Consider the following 23,686-nt stretch of genomic DNA (forward strand, 5'->3'; position numbering starts at 1 on the left):
CATGGCCACCCACATCCTCGACCGCATCGTCGCCCACAAGCGCACCGAACTCGCCCGCCTCCCCGACCAACCCGTCACCCCGGCCCGCCTCGACGACGCCCTCCGTGCCCACGGCCCCCGACGCGATTTCGCCGCCGCCCTCCGCGCTCCGCACCGCCCCGGCCTGGCCCTCATCGCGGAGGTCAAGAAAGCCTCCCCCAGCGCTGGCATCATCCGCCCGGACTTCGACCCCGTCCGCATCGCCACCGACTACCATGCCGCTGGCGCCGACTGCCTTTCTATCCTCACCGACGAGTCGTTCTTCCAGGGCTCGCTGGCGTTCCTCCGCGACATTCGCGAATCCGTTCCGCTCCCGCTCCTCCGAAAGGACTTCGTCATCGACGCCCGCCAGATCCTCGAAGCCATCGAATGGGGAGCCGACGCCGTCCTCCTCATTGTCGCCATCCTCGACGACCGCCGGCTCCGCGACTTCCACCGCCTCGCCACCGACGCCGGTCTGGCCGCCCTGGTCGAGGTCCATGACGAGGCCGAACTCGACCGCGCCCTCGCGGCCGAAGCCCGCCTCATCGGCGTCAACAACCGCGACCTCCGCACCTTCACCGTGGACCTCGCCACCACCGAACGCCTGGCCGCCCGCCTCGAACCCCATCCCGCCCGGCCCAATACGCTGCTCATTGCCGAAAGCGGCATCCGCGACCGCGATGACGTCCGCCGCCTCCAACGCGCCGGCGCCGGCGCCATCCTCGTGGGTGAGTCCCTCATGCGCCACACCGACCTCCCCGCCAAGGTCCGTGAACTGATGGAATAGGGCAACGGACTCAAGTCGGCACCTTCACATTCCCTCCGTCGCCGTTCACCAGGTGCATCGCCTCCCGCCATGGGGCATGGAAACCGGCAGTCGGGTGCCCACGCTTTAACGTGTCGGGCCCTGGGAGTTGAGCCGGGATCGGAACGATTGCTCCTCCTTGTCTGCAGCCCGAAGGGCGGCCTTCGTCCGCATCCAGGAAACGGCTTGGACTTGGAATCCCCTTCCTGGAGCCCCCATTCAGTTGGTCAGGCTCTATATTGCTGACACCGCGCTTTACCCCGGGACCCAAAGAAACCGATCCGACGGTAAACAGTCATGTGTTCTGTGCCTGGCCTATTACTTCCTTCTCCTTTCGCCTATTCCCGGCGCGGCAGCTCGCTCCGGCCCTTGTACTAATTTAATTAGTCAGGCATTATCTTGCTGACACCGCGCTTCGACCCGGCACCTCTGCAATCCCACCCGACCCCGGCGGATAAACTATTCGTAAGTTGTCAAAATTAAGATGCGGGACCCTTTTTATTTGATATCTGGTCAATTTTATTGTGCCGGGCTTATTGCACGACCCCGGCAAACCGGATGTCTCCCTCCTCCTTCAGGTGCTCACCGGCAGTCATCCCGACATCGCCCGCATGCCCCGCCGCGCAGACCCTTTCAGCGGGGAACAACTCCGCCTCGTCCGCGCCTGGATCGGGGCCGGCGCCCCATGGCCTGACCCGCCAGACGGTGCCCCCGCGAAAACCGTTCCGCACTGGGCCTTCGTTCCCCCAATCCGCCCGGCGGTCCCTCCCCTCGAATCCGGATCGGGCTCCCCGGTCCACCCAATCGACGCCTTCGTCCGCACCGCGCTCTCATCCCACGGCCTGGCCCCCGCCCTCCAGGCCGCCCCAATCGACCTCCTGCGCCGCCTCCACCTCGATCTCATCGGGCTGCCTCCCACCCTCGAAGAAGTGGATCGGTTCCTGGCCGCCGACCCGGCCACCGCCCTCTCCGAAATGGTCGAGCGCCTCCTCGCCTCACCCCATTACGGGGAACGCTGGGGACGCCACTGGCTCGACGCGGCGCGGTACGCCGACAGCGACGGCTTCGAGAAGGACAAGCCACGCTCGGTAGGTTTTGCCGGGATTGGGTGATCGACGCCCTCAACCGCGACCTGCCCTACGACCAGTTCATCATCGAACAGAACGCCGGCGACCTGCTCCCCAACCCGTCCCAGGACGAGATCGTCGCCACCGGCTTCCTCCGCAACGCCATGCTCAACGAGGAGGACTGTCGATCCCGAGCAGTTCCGCATGGAAGCCCTCTTCGACCGCATGGATGCCATCGGCAAATCCGTGCTCGGCCTCACCGTCCAGTGCGCCCAGTGTCACGATCACAAGTTCGATCCCATCCGACAGGACGATTACTTCCGACTCTTCGCCTTCCTCAACAACGACCACGAATCCTCCCGGGTCGTCCACACGCCGGACCAGCTCATGGCCATCGCCGACCTGCGACGCCAAATGGATGCCATCGAGGCCGACCTCCGCCATCGCACCCCGGATTGGGAATCCCGCATGGCCGAATGGGAGGAACAAGCGCTCGCCGCCCCAATCCCCTGGACCATCGTCCCCGTCGTCAATGCCGGCGACAACAGCGCCCGCTACTACTACCACGCGACGGTTCCGTCCGCGCCGCCGGCTATGCCCCTACGCTCTGGACCGCCCCCTTCCGCGGCACCAATACTCTCCCGGTCATCGGGGCCTTCCGACTGGAACTGCTCACCGATCCCAACCTCCCCAACCATGGCCCGGGCCGTTCCCTCAAGGGCATGGCCGCCCTCAGCGAATTCAAGGTGTCCATCGAGGACCCCGCCCGACCCGGACCCCGCACGGAAGTCCGGTTCATCCGCGCCACGGCCGATTTCGCCAATGCCGAGAAACCCCTCGAACCCGAGTTCGACAACCGCTCCGGACGCCCCCGCACCTACGGACCCGTCGAGCACGCCATCGACGGCAACGGCGACACAGCCTGGGGCATCGACGCCGGACCGGGCCGCCGCAACCGCTCGCGCCACGCGGTCTTCGTCCCCGAATCCCCGCTCACCTTCACCCACCCGGTGATCCTTCACTTCGGCCTGATGCAGAACCACGGCGGCTGGAACTCCGACGACAACCAGAACCACAACCTCGGCCGGTTCCGCCTCAGCGTGACCTCCGCCACCGACGCCGTCGCCGACCCCGTTCCCGCCGAAATCCGCGCCATCCTGTCGATCCCCCGAGAGTAACGGAACCCCGCCCACGTGGCCGCCATCTTCTCCCACTGGCGAACCACTGTCCCGGCCTTCGCCGAGGCCAACACCAGGGTTGAATCGCTCTGGGGCCAATGGCCCGAAGGCCACTCCACCCTCACCCTCCTCGCCCGTCGCGACCTCGGCCCCGGTGACGAATCGCGCCCCACCCACCTCCTCCACCGCGGCGACTGGCTCCGACCCGGCCCCGAGGTGGCAGCCGGTGTCCCCGGCTTCCTCCATCCATTGCCGGAGCCGGCCGGCTCGGATCGCCTGACCTTCGCCCGCTGGCTCGTGGACCGCCGCTCGCCCACCACCGCCCGCTCCCTGGTCAATCGCGTCTGGCAGCAGTACTTCGGCTCCGGCCTGGTCGAAACTAGCGAAGACCTCGGCACCCAGGCCCCGCCCCCTTCGCATCCCGAACTCCTCGACTGGCTCGCCGTCGAGTTCATGGAACCTGCGGTCCGCCTTCCAGGCGCCCCCGAACCCGCTCCATGGAGCCTCAAACACCTCCATCGCCTCATCGTTCACAGCGCCACCTACCGCCAGTCCTCTCACGCCCGCCCCGAAGACTACGCCAACGACCCCGCCAACCGCCTCCTCGCCCGCGGCCCGCGGCCCGCGCAGCCAGGTCGAAGCCGAGATCGTTCGCGACATCGCCCTCGCCGCGAGCGGACTCCTCCATCCCGCCCTTGGCGGCCCGCCCGTCCAACCGCCAGCTCCGGACTTCCTCTTCCGGCCCCCTGCCAGCTACGGCCCAAAGACCTGGGAGGAAGCCACCGGACCCGACCGCTACCGGCGCGCGCTCTACACCTTCCGCTACCGCAGCGTCCCCTACCCCGCCCTCCAGGTTTTCGACGCCCCTAACGCTGACTTCGCCTGCGTCCGCCGTGTCCGCTCGAACACCCCCATGCAGGCGCTCACCGCGCTCAACGAAACGCTCTTCTTCGAAGCCGCCCAGGCCCTCGCCCGCGTCACCCTCGAACTCGGCGGAGGGTCCGATCCCGATCGCGTCACCCATGCCTTCCGCCGCGTCCTGAGCCGGCCGCCAACCCCCGCCGAACGCGACGAACTGCTCGGATTCCTGGAGCGTCAGCGACATCGCATCGCCGAAGGCTGGGTCAACGCCCACGCCCTCGCCTCGGCTGACCGCGACCTCCCCCGCGACCTGCCGGCCGGCTCCACCCCCACTCAACTGGCCGCCTACACCGCCCTCAGCCGCCTCCTCCTCAACCTCGACGAAGCGATCACCCGGGAATAGCCCGCCCGGGAGCCGGCAGATTCTGTCAACCGGGGGATCATTCCACGCGGTACTCCCCCCCCCCGGCACCCGTCCTGCCCGGATGGCCTCCGGATCCACCCCCGCCCCCCCCGCTGGCCTCTCCGCCGCATCACTGCAAATCCAGGCTTTGATAGTAAGACAGGCATAGTGTTATTGACACCAAGCTCGAACCCGATATCCCCCCCCGGAAATTCCATCCAGCCGCTGGAGATGACCTGACCACGAATCGTCTACAAAACATTGTCTGGCTTAATATTGTTGGCTTCTTCTGCTGGAGCGAAACGCTGTAATCGCAGGACCGAACTCCCGGAGGCCGCAGGGGGGGTAAAGCATAGGGATGGGGGTTTCTCGGAACTCGCCCCCCCCTCCAAGTCCCCTGATCCCGGTGATCGTCTTGGGCTCATTCAGGCCCTTGCCCGCCCCTACCGCATGTGCCAGCCTCCGACCCGCTGGCGATTCCCGTCGATCCGGTTCAGGAGCGCGGACGCCCCCTGAATCGTCCCAACGACCGAATCGATCCTGCGATGAACGCGAACCCCGGTGGACCGCGCACGTACCTCTGGTGGCTTGTCCTCGCCCTCTCGCTCGCCGGCGGGTCCCTCGTCCCTCCCCTCGGCGCCCAAACCTTCCGTCTCTCCGAGATCCGCCGCGAACCCGGCGGCGCCGTCGTCGTCGCCTTCCACGCCAAGCCCACCTCCTACTACCTCCTTCAACGGGGCGAGTCCCTCCCCTCCCTTGCCACCCCGGTGACTCTCATTCTCGGAACCGGCAGCTCCGCCTCCCTCCGCGACCCGGCCGCCCCACTCTCCTCGGCCTTCTATCGCGTCCTCGAATACCCCATCGACCGCCCGGCCGACACCGATGGCGATGGCATCGACGATGTCTTCGAGCTCCAGACCGACGGTCTCGATCCGCTCAATCCCTCCGATGCCAGTCTCCCCGCACCCGGAGCCGGTGGTCGAACCTGGCTCGACCTTTACCTCGAACTACGTCTCCCCCTCACCACCCTCGCCGAATCCTCCCCCTTCCGCGGCGAGGACGGCGTGGCCGTCACCCGCGAAGTCATCCTCCGCCTTACCCGTCCCCTGGCGCCTTCCGCCGTGGTCACCCACGACCATCTCCATGCCACTTTCGGCGGACGCCGCCTGCTGGCCCGCGTCGAAACCGCTGCCGACCGCCGTGCCATCACCCTCTTCCCCCTCGAGAATCTCCCCGCCAACGCCCGCATCCGCGTCACCTTCGATCCCGCCGACCTTCGCGATGACCTCGGACGCCGCCTCGACCCCGCCGGCACCGGTGAACCCGGCAGCCTCGCCCGCATCGACTTCGACACCCTGAGCATCACTCCAGTCGGCGACACCGGCGTCATCGGCCACGTCTTTGCCAGTGAACCGGTCCCCGACGGTGCCGGCGGGTTCCGCGACCAGCCCCTGGTCAATGTCACCGTCACCGTGGACGGCGCCGAGGAAACCCTCCGCACCACCACCGACGCCACCGGCTTCTTCCGCCTCCAACCCGCCCCGGCCGGGCGGTTCTTCGTCCGCATCGACGGACGTACCGCCACCGACAGCGCCTGGCCCAACGGCGCCTATTACCCCGTCGTCGGCAAGGCCTGGGACGCCCTGCCCGGCGTGGCCACCAACCTCGCCAACGGCTCCGGGGTCATCTATCTCCCTCTCATCCCCGCCGATGCCCTCCGCCCGGTCTCGGCCACCGAGGAAACCGTCGTCCCCTTCCCCGCCTCGGTCGTGGCCCGGCATCCCGAGTTTGCCGGCGTGGAAATCCGCGTCCCCCCCAACGCCCTCTTCGCCAACAGCGGCCAGCGCGGCGGCCGGGTCGGACTTGCCCCCGTCGCTTCCGACCGCCTCCCCGAACCCCTGCCGCCCGGCCTCGACCATGTCCTCGATATCACCGTCCAGTCCGACGGCGCCGAGAACTTCGACCAACCCGTCCCGGTCCGCTTCCCCAACCTCCCCAACCCTCGCACCGGCGATCGCCTGCCCCCCGGCGCCCAGACCGCCCTGGTCAGCTTTAATCACGACACCGGCCGCTGGGAGGTCGCCGGTTCAATGACGGTCAGTGACGACGGCCTCTTCCTCGATTCCGATCCCGGTGTGGGCATCCGTCAGCCCGGCTGGCACGGCTGGCAGCAACTCACCACCGTCAACCCCTGGTTCACCACTTCCCCCTGGTGGACCGCGTCGCCGCCGGTTCCGCCCACCCCTCCCGGTCCCTTTCCGCCAACCTTTCCCCAACCGGTGCCACCCGACCCGCCCGAGCCAGTGCCCCCGGACGAAGACGTGGACTGGCCGCCGAGTCCGCCCAGGTGGCCCGACTCCGGCCCCAACACCTGGGGCGACCTCCCGCCACCCGCGCCCGATGATCCCTCGGGCCCGCCCCCGGACGGCCCTCCTCCCTCGGGCGGAGGCGGACCCGGTCCACGCCCCGATGGCGGAGGCGTGTCCGCCGGCCCCTTCTGCCTCACCGCCGACATCGAATCCGACTGCACGAATTCCGAAACCCTCGTCCCCCCGGCCGCCACGGTCGGAATCCGCCCCGACGGCGCCACGCGCTTCGAACTCCGCTTCTCCGAACTCAACGGCGTCGTCTCCGCCGAGGTCCGCGAACGCGCCAACCACCGCCTCGCCTTCGCCACCCAGGTCCAACCCTTCCGCCCCCCCAACAGCCTCGGCTTCGGTCCCGCCGAACAGGCCTTCGTCCATGTCTTCCGCCAGACCAGCGCCTCCGGTGCCTCCGGCAACGAGGTCGTGCAACTGGTCACCCTCCGCGAAGGCGCCCAAAGCCATGCCCCCGCCCGCACCCTCGTCATGGGCGCCTCCTTCCTCAATGCCTCGTCCGTCCGGTTCAGTCCCCATGGTCGCTACCTCATCTACACGGCCCTCAAGACCGACGGACAGATCGCCCTCACGGTTGTGGATGTGGCCACCCGCGACACGGTCTTCAACGGCAGCTTCCCGTACTTCACCGGCATCGTCCTTGTGCCGCCGTCCGACATGGTCCAGTTCGGTCCCGACTGCTCCGACCGCTCGATGGTCTTCCGATTCGGCGACACGCCCACCTCCCTCGCCTGGCACCTGATCAATCTCGAAGCCCGCCGCATCGTCGCCAGCCGCCGGATCGCCCCCGGCGCGTTCAGTTCCTGGGCCTTCACGTCCTGCGGCGACGCCGTTCGACTCAACGCCGGCGCCGCGGTCGATCCCGTCACGTTCGCCACCCTCGACGGGCGCGTTCTCACCAGTCTCGCCCTCGCCGGTCCCCGCCGGACCCCGGCGGCCCCTCCTGTTCCTGCTGTCGATCCCTCCACCCCCCGCCAACCCCGCCTCCTCTACTCCCGCGGACTCCACTTCTGGACCCTCGTGGACATGCTGACCGGCGATGTGGTCCAGCGCGGGCGCACCGGGGGCAGCGGCGCCCTCATGGAAGGCGGCCTGTTTGCCCCCAACCGGCCCTACCGCCTCCATGTCCTCCGGGCCGCCGACCTCGCCGTCGGTTCCGCGGACTTCGTCTCCGGCAATGTCGGTCAGTCGTTTACCGCCCCTTCCCCGATCCTCCTCGCGGACACGTCGCCCGACACCGACGGGGATGGCCTTCCCGACTTCGCCGAGTTCATTGCCGGCTCCAATCCGGCCCTGCCGGATTCCAACGGCGACGGCATCAACGACGCCGCAGCCGTCCGGGCCGGTCTCGATCCCGTCGAAGGCTCCCCCCTCGCCACCGGCATCGTCGCCTCCGTCCCGCTCCCCGGCTCCGCCATCGATGTCTGTGCCATCGGCGATCGCGTCATCGTCGCCCTCGGCTCCGCCGGCATCGCCGTGCTCCAGCACCTTCCCGGTCGCACCCCGACGGTCATCGCCCTCGTCAATACTCCCGGCAACGCCCAGCGCGTGGCCTGCCATGCCGATCTCGTCGCCGTGGCCGGCGGCTCCGCCGGTCTCCAGATCGTGGACATCTCCGATCCGCCGGCCGCCCGCGTCCGCCATTTCCTCCCCGGCCTCGGCACCATCCATGCCGTCACCACCGCTGCCGGCCTCGCCTACGCCGGAACCCAGGCGGGCCACGTGATCGCCATCGACCTCGCCACCGGCACCGAGATCGACCGCCTCGCCCTCGACGCCCCCATCCAGGACCTCCAGTTCGGTGGCGACCGCCTCTACGTCCTCTCGAACCGCCGCCTCATCCCGCTCCGACAGACCCCCGACGAACTGGCCCGGTCCGGTCCGCCCGTGCTGAGCGGAGGCACCGACGTCGCCAACCGCCTCTTCGTCGGTGGCGGCTTCGCCTACGTCACCCACGCCAACGGCTACCGCGTATTCGACCTCGCCGACCCGGATCTTCCCGTCGAGCGCACCACCCGCGACGACACCCAGATCGGCTGGTCCCAGCTCGTCGCCAACGGTTCCGGCCTCGGCATCGCCGCAGCCGGCTTGCAGGCAAACCTCAATAACGAGGTCCAGCTCTACAACCTTTCCGACCCCGCCCGGAACGATCAGTTCCTCACCCGTTACGTCACCCCCGCCCCCGCCGTCGGCGTCGCTGTCCACCTCGGCAGCGCCTATGTCGCCACCACCACCGCCGGACTCCAGGTCCTCAACTATCTCCCCGCCGAAACCGGCACCAATCCCCCTTCCATCCGCCTCACCGCCTCCTTCCCCCTCGATCCGCCCACCCTCGAATCCGGCGCTTTCGCGTCCGTTCAGGCCGAGGTCGCCGACGACGTTCAGGTCCGCGAGGTCGAGTTCTACTTGGATGGCCGCCGGGTCTCCGCGGACGGCGGATTCCCCTTCGAGCACGCCTTCTTCGCCCCGCTCCTGAGCGAAGAGCGATCCTCGTTCCGCCTGCGCGCCCGTGCCATCGACACCGCCGGCAATTTCACGTGGAGCGATGAACTCGAAGTCGCTCTCCTCGCCGATGCCACTCCGCCCCGGGCCCGCCCGGGCGCCCCCGCCGCCAATGGCTTCGCCGTCTCCCCGACCGCCATCTCGGTGCTCTTCAGCGAACCCATCGACCCCGCCACCATCACCCCCGAACGCCTTTCCCTCCGCTACCTCGGACCCGACCGGCGCCTCGGAACCGTCGATGACCTGGCCATTCCCGGCACCCTCGCCTACCTCGCCGGCAGCCTGCGCGCCGAACTCCGGTTCCCCGAGATCACCGTCCCCGGTCGTTATCAGGCGTTCCTCGCTCCCGGTGTCACCGATGCCTCCGGCAATGCCATGGCCACCGGTCTGACCTGGGCCTTCGAGGTCGTCATCGGCGCCGACTCCGACGGCGATGGCCTCACCGATGCCTACGAACTGGCCGCCGGCCTCGATCCCTTCAACCCGGACGAAAATAACAACGGCATCCCCGATTCCCTCGACGATTTCGATGGGGACGGCCTGACCAACGGGCAGGAAATGATCCTCGGCACCCTCCCCCGCGTCACCCGCACCTTCGACGGCATCCTCGACAGCCAGCTCGACCGCGATGGCGACTGGCTCACCGACATCCAGGAACTCGAACTGGGCACCGACTGGACCCGCTGGGACACCGATGGCGATGGCTGGAACGATGAGGTCGAACTCACCACGGGCGATTCCCCGCTCGTCCCCAACGCCTACCTCCGCGGGGTTCGCACCACCTCCAGCCCATGGCACCTGCTCCGTCACGAAGGCTCCCAGCACGCCGTCTCCATGAGCCACCTCCTGCGCCTCGGCGACGGCCAGGTCGTTCAGGCCTCGGCCCAGGCCCAGCTCATGCGCTTCGCCGGACCCAACCCCTTCGGACACTCCATCGTCCCCGGCCAGCCCCCTGTCCGCCTCCGCATCTTCGACCTCGCCGCCACCGACCTCGCCCCCAACGAACTCCCCCGCGCCGGCGCCTTCGTCATCGAGGCCGAGGACTTCAACTTCGAGTCCGGACGCGACGAACCCGTCGCCAGCCTCATGCCCTACCGCGGCGGCGCCTACGCCAACCGGACCGCCGTCCCAGGGGTGGACTTCTCCGGCACCCTCGCCATCGACTCCCAACCCTACCGCCCGCTGCCGGCCGCGGAGACCGTCCGACTCCTCGACAACCTCACCGGACAGTTCGGCGCCGAACGCCCCGGCTGGTACGCCACCCTCAATCACCGCGTCAACGGAGGGGCCCCCGGCGCCTGGCTCCAGTTCACCCGCCGCATTCCCCCCGGCGACTATTGGATCTGGGCCGCCCTGTCCGCCCCCGGCACCGGACCCGCCGACCTCCGTGCCACCCTCGACCGGGTCACCGGGGATCCTTCTCAACCCGGCGCCGCCACCTTCCCGCTCGGCTCGTTCTCCGAGGCCGGCACCGCCGCCGCCGGACGCAACCGCCTGGTCCTCCTTCGTCAGGCCTCCGGCACGCCCGCCGTCGTGGGCATCGATTCCCCGGCCACCACCTTCCGCGTCCATCTCCACGCCGGCGACTTGGACTGGTTCGTCCTGATCCCCGTCGCCTCCGCCCCTTGAACCGGATCCACCAACCCCGACTCCACGTCCCCACCATGAATCCTCCCAGCGCACTCCCGTTCCGACTCCCGCCATCCCTCGCCGCGGCCCTGGCCGTCCTCGCCCTGCCCGCCCTGGCCCAGATTCCAGGCATCGATTTCGACTCGGGCTCCAACGGCTCCCTCGGCGATGGGGTCATCACCAACCACACCACCATCGTCCTCCCCCCGGACGGCATACTCCACTACCGGTCCCTCCACCTGGCCAACAACTCGGTCCTCCGTTTCATCCGCAACGCCCATAACACCCCCGTGTACCTGCTCTCACAGGGCGACGTGATCATCGAAGGCACCATCAGCCTGGACGGCGAGGGATCCGCCACAGTGCACGGACCCGGCCGCGGCGGCCCTGGAGGCTTCGACGGCGGCCATCGCGGTCTCGGCGAAGTGCCGCCAGGCGATGGGCAGGGTCCCGGCGGCGGTCGCGCCGGTTCCGAAGTTGGACCAGGCGCCGCCAACAGCGCCGGCAGCGGTTCCTACCTGACCCAGCGCTCCGCCGGCTCCACCAACATCGGCGCCATCTACGGCAATGGCGCCCTTATCCCCCTCCTCGGCGGCTCCGGCGGCGGCGGGACGCCTTCAGCGGGCGGCGGCGGCGGCGGCGGCGCCATCCTCATCGCCTCCAGTTCCCGCATCGCCTTCGGCGGCGCCATGACACATCGCATCGATGCCACCGGCGGCGAATGGGGAACCGCCGGCGCGTGGAACGGCGGCAGTGGCGGCGCGGTCAAACTGGTCGCTCCCACCATCACCGGAGTCACCCGCATCCAGGCCCAGAACCGCAATGGCACCGGCGGCTCCGGCCGCATCCGCTTCGATGCCATCAGCTACGAAGGCGCCAACTTCACCGCCATTCATCCCCCCGAATCCTTCAGCCGCGGATCCATGCTCGCCACCGGCCTCGAAGGCTCCCTCCCCCGCCTCGAACTCGTCAGCGTCGCCGGTCGCCCCATCCCCGCCGGCGCCGGAGCCTCCGGCTTCGTCCTCCTCCCCAATGGCAGCGACCCCGACCAGCCCGTCGTCATCCGCGCCCACAACTTCGGCACCCGCCTCGATGTCAGCGTCGTCGTCCAGCCCGACCAGGGTTCCACCCTCCAGGTTCCCGTGGTCATCGACAACACCGCCGCCAATCCCGCCACCGCCACCGTGACCGTCCCCGTCCCCGCCAACACCCCCGTCAAGATCAACGCCTGGACACGCTGAGCCCCCGGTGCATTCCGGAGTGGTGCGTGAGGAGGCAGCGAATCGGAGGGACGAGCTCCGCGAGTCCTCAACCCAACGCTCCACTTCGTTGTGGCCGCGTGGAACCCGGCCCTCCGGGGCGATGCTTCGCGAAGTTCGCGCCCCTCTACCCACCACTCCGGAATGCACGGCTAGGGCTAAACCTGCGCCATCGGACGGGGCTCCGGCAGTTCATCCCCGAAATCGCCTCGCACGCCATCCCCCCCGATGCCGGCGCCGAAGGCGATCGGCGTGCCGCAGGGGACGAGTTCCGGCACCGGCATGGTCCCGACGGACGGATGCCGACCGACCCACCCGGTGGCCTCCAGGGTTCCCGCCAGCCTCAAGTCCGGACGACGGTACAAGGTCATCGACACCTTCTCGTTCCGCCGTATGCACTCCTTGATGGATCTCGGATCCCGCGCGCAATGCAGCAGCGTCTTCCACGAATAAATGTGCTTGGGCTTGTGGAAATCGCTGTTCGCCAGAAAGGGCAGTTGCTTCAACGCGACGGGCGCGAAGACGTTGTTGCGGTTGGCAATCTCCCACGCGTCGAGCAACGGAGCGTACGTGTCGAGGTTCTCCCAAAGGTGCAGCGTGTTCTTCCCCCACTCGCTCTTCATCAGATGCGGATGCGATGCCACCGCCAGCCCCCCTTGCCCGTGGATGGCCGCGATGGTGTCCACCAGGTCCAGATCGGGCGCGATCGGGCCCTTCAGATCCAGCCCGAGCAGATGGGCCGACGACTTCCTCCGGTAGCCGTCCTTGTTGAACTCGATCCCCGCCAGGACCAGCATGCCGTACCGTTCCAACGCCCGCGCCGCCTCGCGTCGGATCACTTCAAAATACTCCTCCACCTGCGCCGAACTCAGGGTCAGCCGGCTCAGCCGGGAGAGCTTCCCAAGCAACCGCCGGGGATCGGCCAGGTGGTCGGTGATGCAGATGCAGTCGAACCCGCGCGTTCCGTAATAATCCACCACCTCCGCCACCGTGAGACGCCCGTCCGAGTAGTTCGTGTGAATGTGGAAATCGCAGAGCAGCGGCCCGCCCAGGGCGGTCGCCCCCCTGCCGCCCAGCCTCCCATCCTCCCGCACCCCCCCCTGCCATTCGCACCCCGCACGCGCCTGAACCCTCCCACGCGGCCGGGGTTCCTCCTCCGCCAGCATGCGCTCGACAATCCGGAATGCCGCCCCCGGCCGGTTGGCCCGCCCCAGATTCGAACGCCACTCGCACCACCGCCGTGCGTCGTTCGCAAACGCCCCCTCCACCGCCGCCACCGTCGCCCGACGCCCGTCCGCCACCACCCCGAATCCTGATTCCACCACCAGCCGCGCATTCCCTTCCTCATGCCCCGGAATGGTCCGGTTCAGGATCATCGGGCACTCCGCCGCAATCGCCTCCTGCACCGTCGCGCCCCCCGCCTTGGTGATCACCACATGATGGGTCCGCAGCAGACGCGGCATCAGATTGGTCCACCCCAGAATCCGTACCCGCCCGTCACCTCCAAACCTCCCGAACAGCTCCGCCTTCAAATCGCTGTCCCGCCCCGTCGTCACCGTCACCCGGACATGCCGCACCCGCAGCAGGTCGTCCACCAACCGCTCCACTTTTCCACCCGCTCCCCCGGCCAGACACAACACCCGCCGGACCTGACCCTCCACCGGGGGTTCCAACTCCGGTGCGGGCTCTTCCACAAACAGCGGACTGACCGGAAACCCGGTAACCGCAATCCGGTCGTCCGAGACGCCCGCCCCCCGCAACACCTCCGCCGTGGCCTCGTTCGCCACACAGTAAAGATCGGTGTCCCCCGCAACCCACGAGGCATGCACCGTGATCGAATCCGTCACCACCGTGACCAGCCGGAACGGACGCTCCGCATGGTCCCGATACAGGTCCTCGATCACCTGGGCGTAGATGGGATACGTCGAAACCACCCAGTCCGGCTGGCTCGCTTCCACAATCGCCATCAGCGACGCCCTCAACCGCGCCAGCCATCGGACCCCGGAAATGCCCCCGGGCCCGTCCGCCAACCCGTACACCCGACGCCACACCGACGGCGCGTGCTGCACCACGCCCAGATAGGCCGACTGTATCCACCGGTTCACCCGGCCGTAGGCGATCTCCAAGGGATCGTGAACCTCCGCCCGAACCTCGGGACCCAGCCGTTCCAGCGCCTCCCGCAGATGCCTCGCCGCCGCGTTGTGCCCGTCTCCAAAACCCGCCGTAAGGATGAGGACCTTGTTCACGCGCCCCAAGCCTGTCGCGGCCCTGTCACAACCCCGCGGCGGCCGGGTCAAGAGTCATTCACATTTCACCCCGGCCCCGGCACCGCCGATCACACCGCCGATCACACCGCCGATCACACCGCCGATCACACCGCCGATCACACCGCCGATCGCACAGCCGTGACAATCGCTTCCACCAGTTCCTCGGGCGCCCGCCCCGTCGTGTCGATCCGTACAGCCCCCAGCCCAAGCATCAGCGGCGCCGCCGCCCTCTGACTGTCCTGCCGGTCGCGGTAGCCCAGATCGTCGTCCATCCCCTGGGCCCGGCGCCGACGCGCCCGCTCCTCGGCCGAGGCGTCCAGCCAGAACTTATGGTCCGTCTCGGGAAAGACGTTCGTCGCAATGTCCCGCCCTTCCATCACCAACCCCCCGTACTGCGCACAGTCCCGCTGGATCCGCTTCATCCATGCCCGCACCGCCGGCACCACCGCCACGTCCGATGCCGCCTCGCTCACCGCCCGGCTGCGCAGTTCGCCCACCGGACGATACCCGTCCACCAGCAGCACCACCTCCGCCGGCTCGCCTTCCATCCAGTGCAGCCGCGTCTTCCAACGCCGGCACGCCGCCGCGATCCGCCGCGGCTCCCGCACATCCACCCCGGTCTGCAAACAGTGCCACGCCAGCGTCCGGTACATCGCGCCCGTATCCACATAGGCGTACCCCAGCGCCCGGGCCACCCCCCGCGCCACCGTGCTCTTCCCGGCCGCTCCGGGGCCGTCGATCGCCACCACCCGCGATGTCCTCGCTGTCGCCGTCACAGCCCCAGGCGCCTCCTCATCGACTCGTACTGAGCCAGCAAATACTCCGCCGTCACCGCCGGACTCTCGTGGGAATTGTCCACCTCGATCGCATCCTCCGCCCTCTTCATCGGTGCCGCCGCCCGCTGCGCGTCCCGCCGGTCCCGCTCCGCCGTGTTGTCCGCCGAACCCTCCGCCTTGCGCCGAAGCGCCCGCACCTCCGCATTCGCCGACAGGAAAAACTTGAACGGCGTCTCCGGAAACACATGCGTCCCCACATCCCTCCCGTCCATCACCAGATTCCCAAACCGCAGGCATTCCCGCTGCGTCCGCACCATCCAGATCCGCACCCCGGCCATCGGCGAGACCCGCGCCACGGTGTTCGAGACCTCGTCCGAGCGGATCTCAACCGCCGGGTAATACCCGTCCACCAGCAACCGCACCTCCCCCTCCTGCACCGCCAGTTCCACCGGCCAGGCCCGCACCGTCGCCAGCACTGCCGCGGCGTCGTTTACGTCCACGCCGCTCCGCAGGCAGTGCCACGTCAACGTCCGGTACATCGCCCCGGTGTCCACCAGCAGAAAACCCAGCTTCCCCGCCAGATACCGCCCGCAGGTCCCCTTGCCGCTCGCACTCGGACCATCAATGGCAATCACTATCGCGTTCTTCATGCCGTCCCGTCTCCCGCCAAAGCTTCCTCCGCGCCAATCCGCCGCCCGGTCACCGGCTCGTACAATCCCACCCCCAGCCCTTCCGGAACCGGAGCCGCCAGCTTGGCGAAGAAGTTCGGAAAGGTCTTTCCCACACACGCCGGATCCCGCAGCCGGATCCCCGCAACCCGCAGCCCCAGCACCGCAAAGGCCATCGCCATCCGATGATCCCCGTACGTCTCGATCTCCGCCCCATGCAACCGCTCCGCCGGATGCACCGTCAGCATGTCCCCCTCCTCCTCCACCCGCACCCCGCACTTCCCCAGTTCGGTCCGCAACGCCGCCACCCGCTCGCACTCCTGGACCCGCAACCGCCCCAGCTCCGTGAAGCGCACCGGCCGCTCCGCCATCGGCGCCAGCACCACCGCCGTAAGAATGCTGTCCGCAAGATCCGTCCGACGCGATATCTCCGCCGGCAACGGCAGGTACCCCGGAAACGCCGCGTCCGCCTGCCACCCCGACGTCGGCCATCGTTCCACCTCCACCCGTCCCGCCCGCCGTGTCCCCTCCCCAAGCACCGCGTCGGCCCCCCAGAAATAACTCCCGCTCGAGGCGTCCGCCTCCACCTCGAACACCCCGCCCGCCTCCGGAAACACATCCGCCATCCGCCGCGTCATCTCCACGTACGGCAACTCCTCCTCCGCCGCCCCTTCCACCGTCACGTCCCACCCCCCAACCCGCGCCCCCAGCAACAGCGCCGACGCAAATTGCGAACTGGCCTGCGCACTCACCCGGCACCGCCCCGCCCGCCGCCCGCCCCCGTGCACCACCGCCGGCAACCGGTCCGAACCCGCCTCGATCCGGTACCCCATCGACCGCAATGCCGCGAACAACTCGGCCTGCGGCCGCTCGTGCATCCGGTCCACACCCCGCAACCGGAAAACCCCCTCCCCCAGGCAAACCAACGCCGTCAGAAATCGCGCCGCCGTCCCCGCGTTGCCCACCCACAAATCCACCGGCGCCGAACCGGTCCCACCAGCCACCGGACCCCGCCCGGTTCCCAATACCCGGATCGTCCGGTTCGCGCCCTCCGCCGGGTCGGGATCGACCCGCACCTCGTATCCCAGCCGGCGCAGCGCCTCCACCATGACCCGGGTGTCCTCACTCCACAGCGCCCCGCGCAGTTCCGCCCAACCCCGTCCCAGCGCCGCCAGGATCAGCGCCCGATTGGTCACGCTCTTCGACCCGGGCACCGTCACCCGCGCCTGCCAGTCGCCGTTCCGCCGCAACGGCTCGATCTCCAGCAACCCCGGCAACCCAGGCATCCCCTCCCGGCTCATTCACCGCCCCCTTTCGAAAATCCACGTCCCCACTCCTCCCGCCGTTCCCGGATTCCCCGCAGCGCCTCTCCCAACCCCTCCGCGTCGCCCGCCGCCAACGCCTGCCGCAATCCCCCAACCGACCGCTCAAACCGGTCCAACGCCTCCAGCAACGCCCGCCGGTTCGCCAGCCCGATGTCCCGCCACATCTCCGGCGAGCCCAACGCCACCCGCGTCGTGTCTCGAAATCCCGTGGCACACAACAACCCCTGCTCCTCATCCGCCCCGTTCCCCAGCACACAATCCACCAGCGCCGAGGCCACCAGATGCGGCAGATGGCTGCTCCGGCTCACCAGCGCATCATGCCGCCCGGCATCCATCGTCAGCACGCGCGCCCCGACCGATTCCCACAGCGCGTTCACCCGCAATACCGCCTCCGCATCGCTCGCCTCGGTCGGCGTCACCACCGACACCGCCCCCTCGAAAAGATCCTCCCGCGAAGCCTCCACCCCGGTCCGCTCCGATCCCGCCATCGGATGGCTCCCCACGAACCGCCCCCCCGCCGCCAACACCCGCGGTTCCAGCGATGCCACCACTCCCGCCTTCGCCGATCCCACGTCGGTCACCACCGCCCCCGCCTCCAATACCCCGTTCAATCGCTCCCCCAGCCCTTCCATCTGGCCAAGCGGCGTGCAAAACACCACCAGATCCGCCCCCGCCACCACCGTCTCCAGACACTGGCTCGCCTGATCCACCGCCCCCATCCGGACCGCCGCGGCAACCGTCTCCGTGCGCCGCACCAGACCCGTCACCTCGCCGGCCAGCCCGCGCCGTCGCAGGGCCAGCCCAAGCGAGCCGCCAAGGAGTCCCACGCCCAGTATCGCCGCCTTCCGCCAAAGCACGCCCGGGATTAACCGCCATGCGCGTCCCCGAGGCAAGCGGTCGCGATCTCCCCGTCGTGTTCCCCCGTCATCCCGTCCACCCCGCCGGCCGCACCTCCGCCGGCAACTGCCGCAGGGCCTCCCGCAATGCCCCCAACGGAAGCCCGATGACATTGGACAGCGACCCTTCAATCCCCTCCACGATCCATTCGCCCCGGTCCTGGATCGCGTAGGCGCCGGCCTTGTCCAGCGGATCGGTCTCCCGCACATACGCGTTCACCTGCCGGGCCGTCAGCGGATGAAACGTGACGTGGGTCGTCTCCGCAAAGCTCAGCCGCACGTGCCGGTCCAGGCAAACCAGGCACACCCCGGTGATCACCTGGTGCGTGCGCCCGGCCAGCTCCGTCAGAAACGCCACTGCCTCCCGACGGTTTCGCGGTTTGCCAAACACCCGCACCCCCATTGCCACCTCCGTGTCCGCCCCCAGCACCAGTGCCCCCGGATGCCGCCGTGCCACCGCCATGGCCTTCGCCCCCGCATTGGCCAGGCATACCTCGTGCGGCGCCAGCACTCCCGCCCCAATCTCCCGCACCGACGACGTCACCACCCGGAATCGTACCCCGAGCCGCGCCAGCAACTCCTGTCGCCGCGGCGAGGCCGAGGCCAGAATCATCCCAGGCGCCTTCCCCAAAGACGGACGCTTTCGCCCAAGCATGACCCGTCTATGGCGCAGACGGAGCCTGAAGTCGATTCCGTTCCTCGCCCCACCGGCGCGCCTCCTCCCCCCGCCCCAATCCCGACGCCAGCCCCTCCAACCGTTCGTAAAGCATCGCCGGAGCCCAGTGCGCTCCCGGCCCCCCGGCAAGATCCCGGTACTGCTCGTAGGCGTCGATCGCCCGTCCCGCCTTCTCGTAGGCTTCCCCGGCCAGCCACTGCAACCGCCGCCGCTGCTGCCCGCTCGTCGGCCACCGCAACGCCTCCCGGTACGCCCCGCCCGCCTCCTCCCATCGACCCAGGTCCCCCAGCAGATCGCCCCGCTTCTCCTGCAGAATCGCCGAAAACCGCAATCGCGCCTCCTCCTCGAGTTCCTTCAGCACCCCCGCCGCATCCCCGCTCGCCTCCCGCTTCCGGTTGTAAAGACTCACCAGCAGCCAGTCCAACCGCCCGTCCCCCGCCGCCGCCAGCTGCTTCGCCCGGTCCAGCGCGCTCATCCGGAACGGCCGGTACAACGGATCCCCCACCACCGTCAGTTGCCAGGAAAGAAACCGCTGCGACACCAATGCCGCCTCCCCCCAGGTGAACCCCGAAAACAGCAGCCGCGCAAAGCACAAACCCACATCCGGCGTCCCCTGCAGATACGGCTCATGCACCATCCCCATCGTCGCCGTCACCCCCGCCGCCACCAGCGGACCCACCCAGTGCCGGTCCGCCGCCCGCAACGTCGCCGCACTGAAGGAATGCAGATGGTACCCCACCGCCCCCGGCGTGAACTCCACCGTCCCCCCCTGGAAAGGCCCGCTCACATGCCCGTCGTACCACCCCGCATAAAACGCGGTGTGGCTCATGGGAAACCCGGCCGGCAGCGTGCCCGGCTCCCGGTCGAGGTGCGTGTCAAACCCGTACCGGCTCACCACCGCCCACGCATTCGAGATCCACTGGTCCCCCACCTGGTACGCCGGATGCCCAATGCTCCGCACATCGAAATAACCCCGCCCCACCAATCCGTGCCGCTCCGCTTCAATGGCCCGGTCCACCAACCCCCGCGCCAATTCCGCCGTCGGACCGTCCAGTCGGCCCACCACAAGCACCCCGTTCCGCGGATGCAGCACCGACGCATTGGTCGCCCCGAAAAACCGGTTCCCGATCGGCCCCATCCGCGGCGCCCCCGCCAACAGCATCGGCAGGGCCGTCAGTTCGGCGTCCACCGCCGCCCGGTTCACCCGCAACGTCTCGGGCAGACCCTCGATCCCCGCCTCCTGCAACGCCGCATCCTCCCCGATCTTCAACGGCACCCCGTAACACACCACCAGGCACCGGAACGGCGCGTCGGTAACCACCTCCAGGATGCTCCCCGGCGCCGTCTCCGTCGCCGGTCGGATCTCGTCCCGGATCTGCACCAGTCCCCGGTCCCGCAACGCCCTCACCAACGGCCGCTCCAACTGCGTCACGAACTGCTGCCTCGTGATCGACTCGCCCGTCGGCAGTTCCAACCCGATCCAGCGGTTGGTCGGCACGCCCCGCCGCAACGCATAGTGCTCCGCCACCCCCAACGACTCCGGCACCGCCGTGTTATACAGCAACACCACCTCGCCCCCACCCACCCACGGATCGTACTCCTCCCCCCATCCCGTGCCGCCTCCCCCAAGAACCACCCCCCACACCGCCCACCCCAGCAGCCACCGCCACCGGCCCGACTGAACCTCGCCTCGCTTCATTCCGGATACTCCACCTTGAGACCGTCGTAGGCCAGCCGAACCCCCGTCGGAAGCTCCGCCTCGTCCCGGTCGTGATCGTAGTCGTGCGTCAGATGTGTGAAATACGTCCGCTCCGCCCCAATCCGCCGGGCCACCGTCAGCGCCTCGTCCAGACACAAATGCGTCGGGTGCGGCGTCCGCCGCAGCGCATCCAGCGCCAGCACCTCCACCCCCCGAACCTGCTCCAGCACCGCGTCCGGCACCGCCGAACAATCACTCAAATACGCCAATCGCCGCCGCCCCCCCTGCCGGAACAGCAACCCCATCGTCGACATCCGCCCGTGCGGCAATGCCAGCGGTGTCACCTCCAGATCCCCCAGTCGAAACGGCCCCGTCACCTCATGCGGTTCCGGATCGAAATACCCCTTCGGCACCGGCCCGTTGAACGCATACCAGTACACCCGCCGCAGGGCCTCGAGCGTCTCCGGTGTCGCGTACACCGGCACCTTCCCCCCACGCACATCGCAGTACCGCCGCAAATCGTCCATCCCCATGATGTGATCCGCGTGCGGATGCGTGATGATCACCGCGTCCAGCCACCGGATCCCCTCCCGCAACATCTGCTGCCGAAAGTCCGGCCCCGTATCCACCACCACCCCCACCCCACCCGTCACCACATGGATCGAGGCCCGCGTGCGATGATTGCGCGGATTCGCCAGAAACTCGGCCGTGTACTCCCCCGCAATCACCGGCACCCCCACCGAGGTCCCCGACCCCAAGAATGTGAACCCAAACGCCATGCCCCCAAACCCTGCCACCCCCACCGCCGCCCCTCCAAGACCCGAAAGATTTCACATATTTGGACAGACTTAGTACTGTTGACGAAATATAATTACACATCCTATGGTTTGTTGACTTACAAGTTTAGATAATGCTTCATTCTTTTTAATATTGACCATTGACCAGTCAATAAGCCAGGCAACGTATTGTTGACGGCACAAATACAAATAATAAGATAATAGGCCTGACATAATACAGTTGTCGGTACCGCCGGTGATAAACCTTTACCCGTCGCCTTGCGCCTTTGTGGGCCGTGGGCCGTGGACCCGCCCAAGCCCGCCTCCTTGGGTGACTCTCCTTCGATGGGAAACCCTTTCCTTCGAAAAGGCGCTTCTCCGAGGCCTTCCACAGATTCGACCATCATCCCCAACCTTGACCCCGCCTCCTGCTCGCCTAGCGTCCCACCCCGTGAACCTCGTTCGCCCGGCCGCTTCCCCGTCGCCGCACCTTGCGCTCGCCTTCCTCCTGACCCTCGCCTGGCTCGGCCTGGTCCCCGCTTCCATGGCCCAACTCCCTCCCCTCATCCCCCGCGAGGTCCTCTTCGGCAACCCCGAACGTATCGCTCCGCGCCTCGCCCCCGACGGACGTTCCCTCGCCTGGCTCGCCCCCGATACCAACAACGTCCTCCAAATCTGGGTCCGTACCGTCGGTCAACAGGATGACCGCATCGTCACCGCCGACCGCAAACGTGGCATCCGCATCTACCACTGGGCGCGCAACTCCCGCATGCTCCTCTACCTCCAGGACACCGATGGTGACGAAGACTACCAAATCCATGGCGTGGATCTCGCCTCCGGGAACGTCCGCAACTTCACCGCCATCCAGGGAGTCCGGGCCGACATCGTCGCCACCCACCGCGATTTCCCCGACGAAGTCCTCGTCAGCCTCAATGCCCGCGACCGCACCGTCTTCGATGTCCATCGCCTCAATATCGTCTCCGGTGCCCTCACCCCCGACACCGAAAACCCCGGCGATGTCGTGGACTGGACCCCCGACGCCCTCTTCCGCGTCCGTGGCGCCACCGTCGCCACTGCCGACGGCGGCACCGAACTCCGCATCCGCGACGAACCGGGGGCCCCCTGGAAAACCCTCCTCACCGTTGGTCCCGACGAAATCCTCGCCCTTCACGGCTTCTCCGCCGACGGCCGCTCGGTCTATCTCGAGTCCTCCCTCGGGCGCGACACCACGGCCCTGCTCGAACGTAACCTCGCCACCGGCACCGAACGGGTCATCGCCGCCTCCCCCGAGGTGGACCTTGGCTCCGTGCTCATTCACCCCGTCCGCCGCACCGTCGAGGCCGTCTCGTTCGAGCCCGGCCGCTCCTCCTGGCGCGTCATCGACCCCGCCGTGCAGGCCGACTTCGACGGAATCCGCCGCCTCCACGATGGCGATTTCTTCATCGGCAGCCGCAGCGATGCCGACGATCGCTGGCTCGTGGCGTTCACCACCGACCGCGGTTCGACCCGCTACTACGCCTGGGACCGCGCCGCAAAGTCCGGCGAACTCCTCTTCACCGCCCAGCCCCGACTCGACACCTACACCCTTGCCCCCATGAAGCCGGTCGCCATTCGCGCCCGCGACGGCCTCACCCTCCACTCCTACCTTACCCTCCCCGTCGGCGTCCCGCCCACTAACCTCCCCATGGTCCTCAATGTCCATGGCGGACCCTGGGCCCGAGACACCTGGGGACTCGATCCCACGGCCCAGTGGTACGCCAACCGCGGCTACGCCGTCCTCCAGGTCAACTTCCGCGGCTCCACCGGCTATGGAAAGAACTTCCTCAACGCCGGCAACCGCCAGTGGGGCCTCAAAATGCACGATGACCTCATCGACGCCGTCCGTTGGGCCGTCGACCAGCGCATCGCCAACCCCGCCCGCGTCGCCATCACCGGCGGTTCCTACGGCGGCTACGCCACCCTCGCCGGCCTCGCCTTCACCCCCGACGTCTTCGCCTGCGGCGTGGACATCGTCGGTCCCTCCAACCTGGAAACCCTCCTCCGCTCCATCCCCCCGTACTGGAAACCCGTGCTCAGCATGTTCAATGTCCGCATCGGCAACGTGAACGACCCCGCCGATGCGGAATTGATCCGCAACGCCTCGCCCCTCTTCCGCGCCCACCAGATCCAACGCCCCCTCCTCATCGGTCAGGGCGCCAATGATCCCCGCGTCAAACAACCGGAAAGCGAACAGATCGTCGCCGCCATCGAGAAGAACGGCGGCAGCGTCGTGTACGTCCTCTACCCCGACGAAGGCCATGGCTTCGCCCGTCCCGAAAACCGCCTCGACTTCCAGGGCCGCGAGGAACAGTTCCTCGCCCGCCACCTCGGAGGGCGCTATGAACCCATGACCGCAGATCCCCACCCCGGTTCCTCCGCCGTCGTCCGCATCCTTGAACCCCGGCCCCGTTGAATTCCAAACCGCATCCGCCCCATCCCCCCGTCTCCGGCCTGCCACAAT

The 23,686-nt window shown here is 68.4% G+C and carries 12 protein-coding genes and 1 pseudogene; 5 read left to right on the forward strand and 8 right to left on the reverse strand.

Translation table 11 applies throughout. From position 1 onward, the window contains the following. Position 1 precedes the first annotated feature (1 nt). The 4 genes and pseudogenes from trpC to KF833_21170 all read left to right on the forward strand — a co-directional run bounded on the left by trpC (position 2) and on the right by KF833_21170 (position 12,085). Positions 2 to 808, forward strand: coding sequence for an indole-3-glycerol phosphate synthase TrpC (gene trpC, locus KF833_21155; GenBank protein ID MBX3747824.1), 807 nt, complete (start codon positions 2 to 4; stop codon positions 806 to 808). A 629-nt stretch (positions 809 to 1,437) separates the two neighbouring features. Next, positions 1,438 to 4,335, forward strand: a pseudogene (locus tag KF833_21160) (DUF1553 domain-containing protein). Positions 4,336 to 4,880: 545 nt separating this feature from the next. Then, positions 4,881 to 10,844: an Ig-like domain-containing protein gene (locus KF833_21165; protein ID MBX3747825.1), complete on the forward strand. Its 5,964-nt coding sequence runs from the start codon at positions 4,881 to 4,883 to the stop codon at positions 10,842 to 10,844. Between the two features lie 35 nt (positions 10,845 to 10,879). Further along, positions 10,880 to 12,085 carry a hypothetical protein gene (locus KF833_21170; protein ID MBX3747826.1) on the forward strand — a complete coding sequence of 402 codons (1,206 nt, stop codon included), beginning with the start codon at positions 10,880 to 10,882 and terminating at the stop codon, positions 12,083 to 12,085. A gap of 176 nt (positions 12,086 to 12,261) precedes the next feature. On the opposite strand, the gene KF833_21175 is transcribed toward KF833_21170, so the two are convergent. From KF833_21175 to KF833_21210, 8 genes are all read right to left on the reverse strand, one after another. Further along, positions 12,262 to 14,349, reverse strand: a complete 2,088-nt coding sequence (locus KF833_21175; GenBank protein ID MBX3747827.1) for a UDP-N-acetylglucosamine--LPS N-acetylglucosamine transferase — start codon at positions 14,347 to 14,349, stop codon at positions 12,262 to 12,264. A 137-nt stretch (positions 14,350 to 14,486) separates the two neighbouring features. After that, positions 14,487 to 15,146, reverse strand: a complete 660-nt coding sequence (gene cmk / locus KF833_21180; GenBank protein ID MBX3747828.1) for a (d)CMP kinase — start codon at positions 15,144 to 15,146, stop codon at positions 14,487 to 14,489. After that, positions 15,143 to 15,796, reverse strand: coding sequence for a (d)CMP kinase (gene cmk / locus KF833_21185; protein MBX3747829.1), 654 nt, complete (start codon positions 15,794 to 15,796; stop codon positions 15,143 to 15,145). Before cmk (KF833_21185) ends, cmk (KF833_21180) begins: the two co-directional genes overlap by 4 nt. Then, the gene (locus tag KF833_21190; protein ID MBX3747830.1) at positions 15,793 to 17,100 is read right to left on the reverse strand and encodes a 3-phosphoshikimate 1-carboxyvinyltransferase; all 1,308 of its coding nucleotides are present in this window, start codon (positions 17,098 to 17,100) and stop codon (positions 15,793 to 15,795) included. Before KF833_21190 ends, cmk (KF833_21185) begins: the two co-directional genes overlap by 4 nt. Before the next feature lie 11 nt (positions 17,101 to 17,111). Beyond that, positions 17,112 to 17,996, reverse strand: coding sequence for a prephenate dehydrogenase/arogenate dehydrogenase family protein (locus KF833_21195; GenBank protein ID MBX3747831.1), 885 nt, complete (start codon positions 17,994 to 17,996; stop codon positions 17,112 to 17,114). Between the two features lie 67 nt (positions 17,997 to 18,063). Further along, positions 18,064 to 18,648: a septum formation protein Maf gene (gene maf, locus KF833_21200; GenBank protein ID MBX3747832.1), complete on the reverse strand. Its 585-nt coding sequence runs from the start codon at positions 18,646 to 18,648 to the stop codon at positions 18,064 to 18,066. Positions 18,649 to 18,697: 49 nt separating this feature from the next. Beyond that, positions 18,698 to 20,410 (reverse strand): TIGR03790 family protein, encoded by a 1,713-nt coding sequence (locus KF833_21205; GenBank protein MBX3747833.1) that lies wholly within the window; start codon positions 20,408 to 20,410, stop codon positions 18,698 to 18,700. Next, positions 20,407 to 21,189 (reverse strand): MBL fold metallo-hydrolase, encoded by a 783-nt coding sequence (locus KF833_21210; GenBank protein MBX3747834.1) that lies wholly within the window; start codon positions 21,187 to 21,189, stop codon positions 20,407 to 20,409. Before KF833_21210 ends, KF833_21205 begins: the two co-directional genes overlap by 4 nt. A gap of 541 nt (positions 21,190 to 21,730) precedes the next feature. Here KF833_21210 and KF833_21215 point away from each other — a divergent pair. Further along, the gene (locus tag KF833_21215) at positions 21,731 to 23,638 is read left to right on the forward strand and encodes a S9 family peptidase (GenBank protein ID MBX3747835.1); all 1,908 of its coding nucleotides are present in this window, start codon (positions 21,731 to 21,733) and stop codon (positions 23,636 to 23,638) included. Positions 23,639 to 23,686: the final 48 nt, after the last annotated feature.

This window comes from Verrucomicrobiia bacterium (genome assembly GCA_019634625.1).
GTDB lineage: Bacteria > Verrucomicrobiota > Verrucomicrobiia > Limisphaerales > CAIMTB01 > CAIMTB01.

Excerpts from the sequence above, each read along its gene's own strand:
- KF833_21210 (MBX3747834.1), bottom strand. The coding sequence starts at position 21,189 with ATGGCGTTTGGGTTCACATTCTTGGGGTCGGGGACCTCGGTGGGGGTG.
- maf (MBX3747832.1), bottom strand. The coding sequence starts at position 18,648 with ATGATTCTGGCCTCGGCCTCGCCGCGGCGACAGGAGTTGCTGGCGCGG.
- cmk (MBX3747829.1), bottom strand. The coding sequence starts at position 15,796 with ATGAAGAACGCGATAGTGATTGCCATTGATGGTCCGAGTGCGAGCGGC.
- KF833_21215 (MBX3747835.1), top strand. The coding sequence starts at position 21,731 with ATGGCCCAACTCCCTCCCCTCATCCCCCGCGAGGTCCTCTTCGGCAAC.
- KF833_21170 (MBX3747826.1), top strand. The coding sequence starts at position 10,880 with ATGAATCCTCCCAGCGCACTCCCGTTCCGACTCCCGCCATCCCTCGCC.
- KF833_21165 (MBX3747825.1), top strand. The coding sequence starts at position 4,881 with ATGAACGCGAACCCCGGTGGACCGCGCACGTACCTCTGGTGGCTTGTC.
- KF833_21190 (MBX3747830.1), bottom strand. The coding sequence starts at position 17,100 with ATGCCTGGGTTGCCGGGGTTGCTGGAGATCGAGCCGTTGCGGCGGAAC.
- trpC (MBX3747824.1), top strand. The coding sequence starts at position 2 with ATGGCCACCCACATCCTCGACCGCATCGTCGCCCACAAGCGCACCGAA.
- KF833_21205 (MBX3747833.1), bottom strand. The coding sequence starts at position 20,410 with ATGAAGCGAGGCGAGGTTCAGTCGGGCCGGTGGCGGTGGCTGCTGGGG.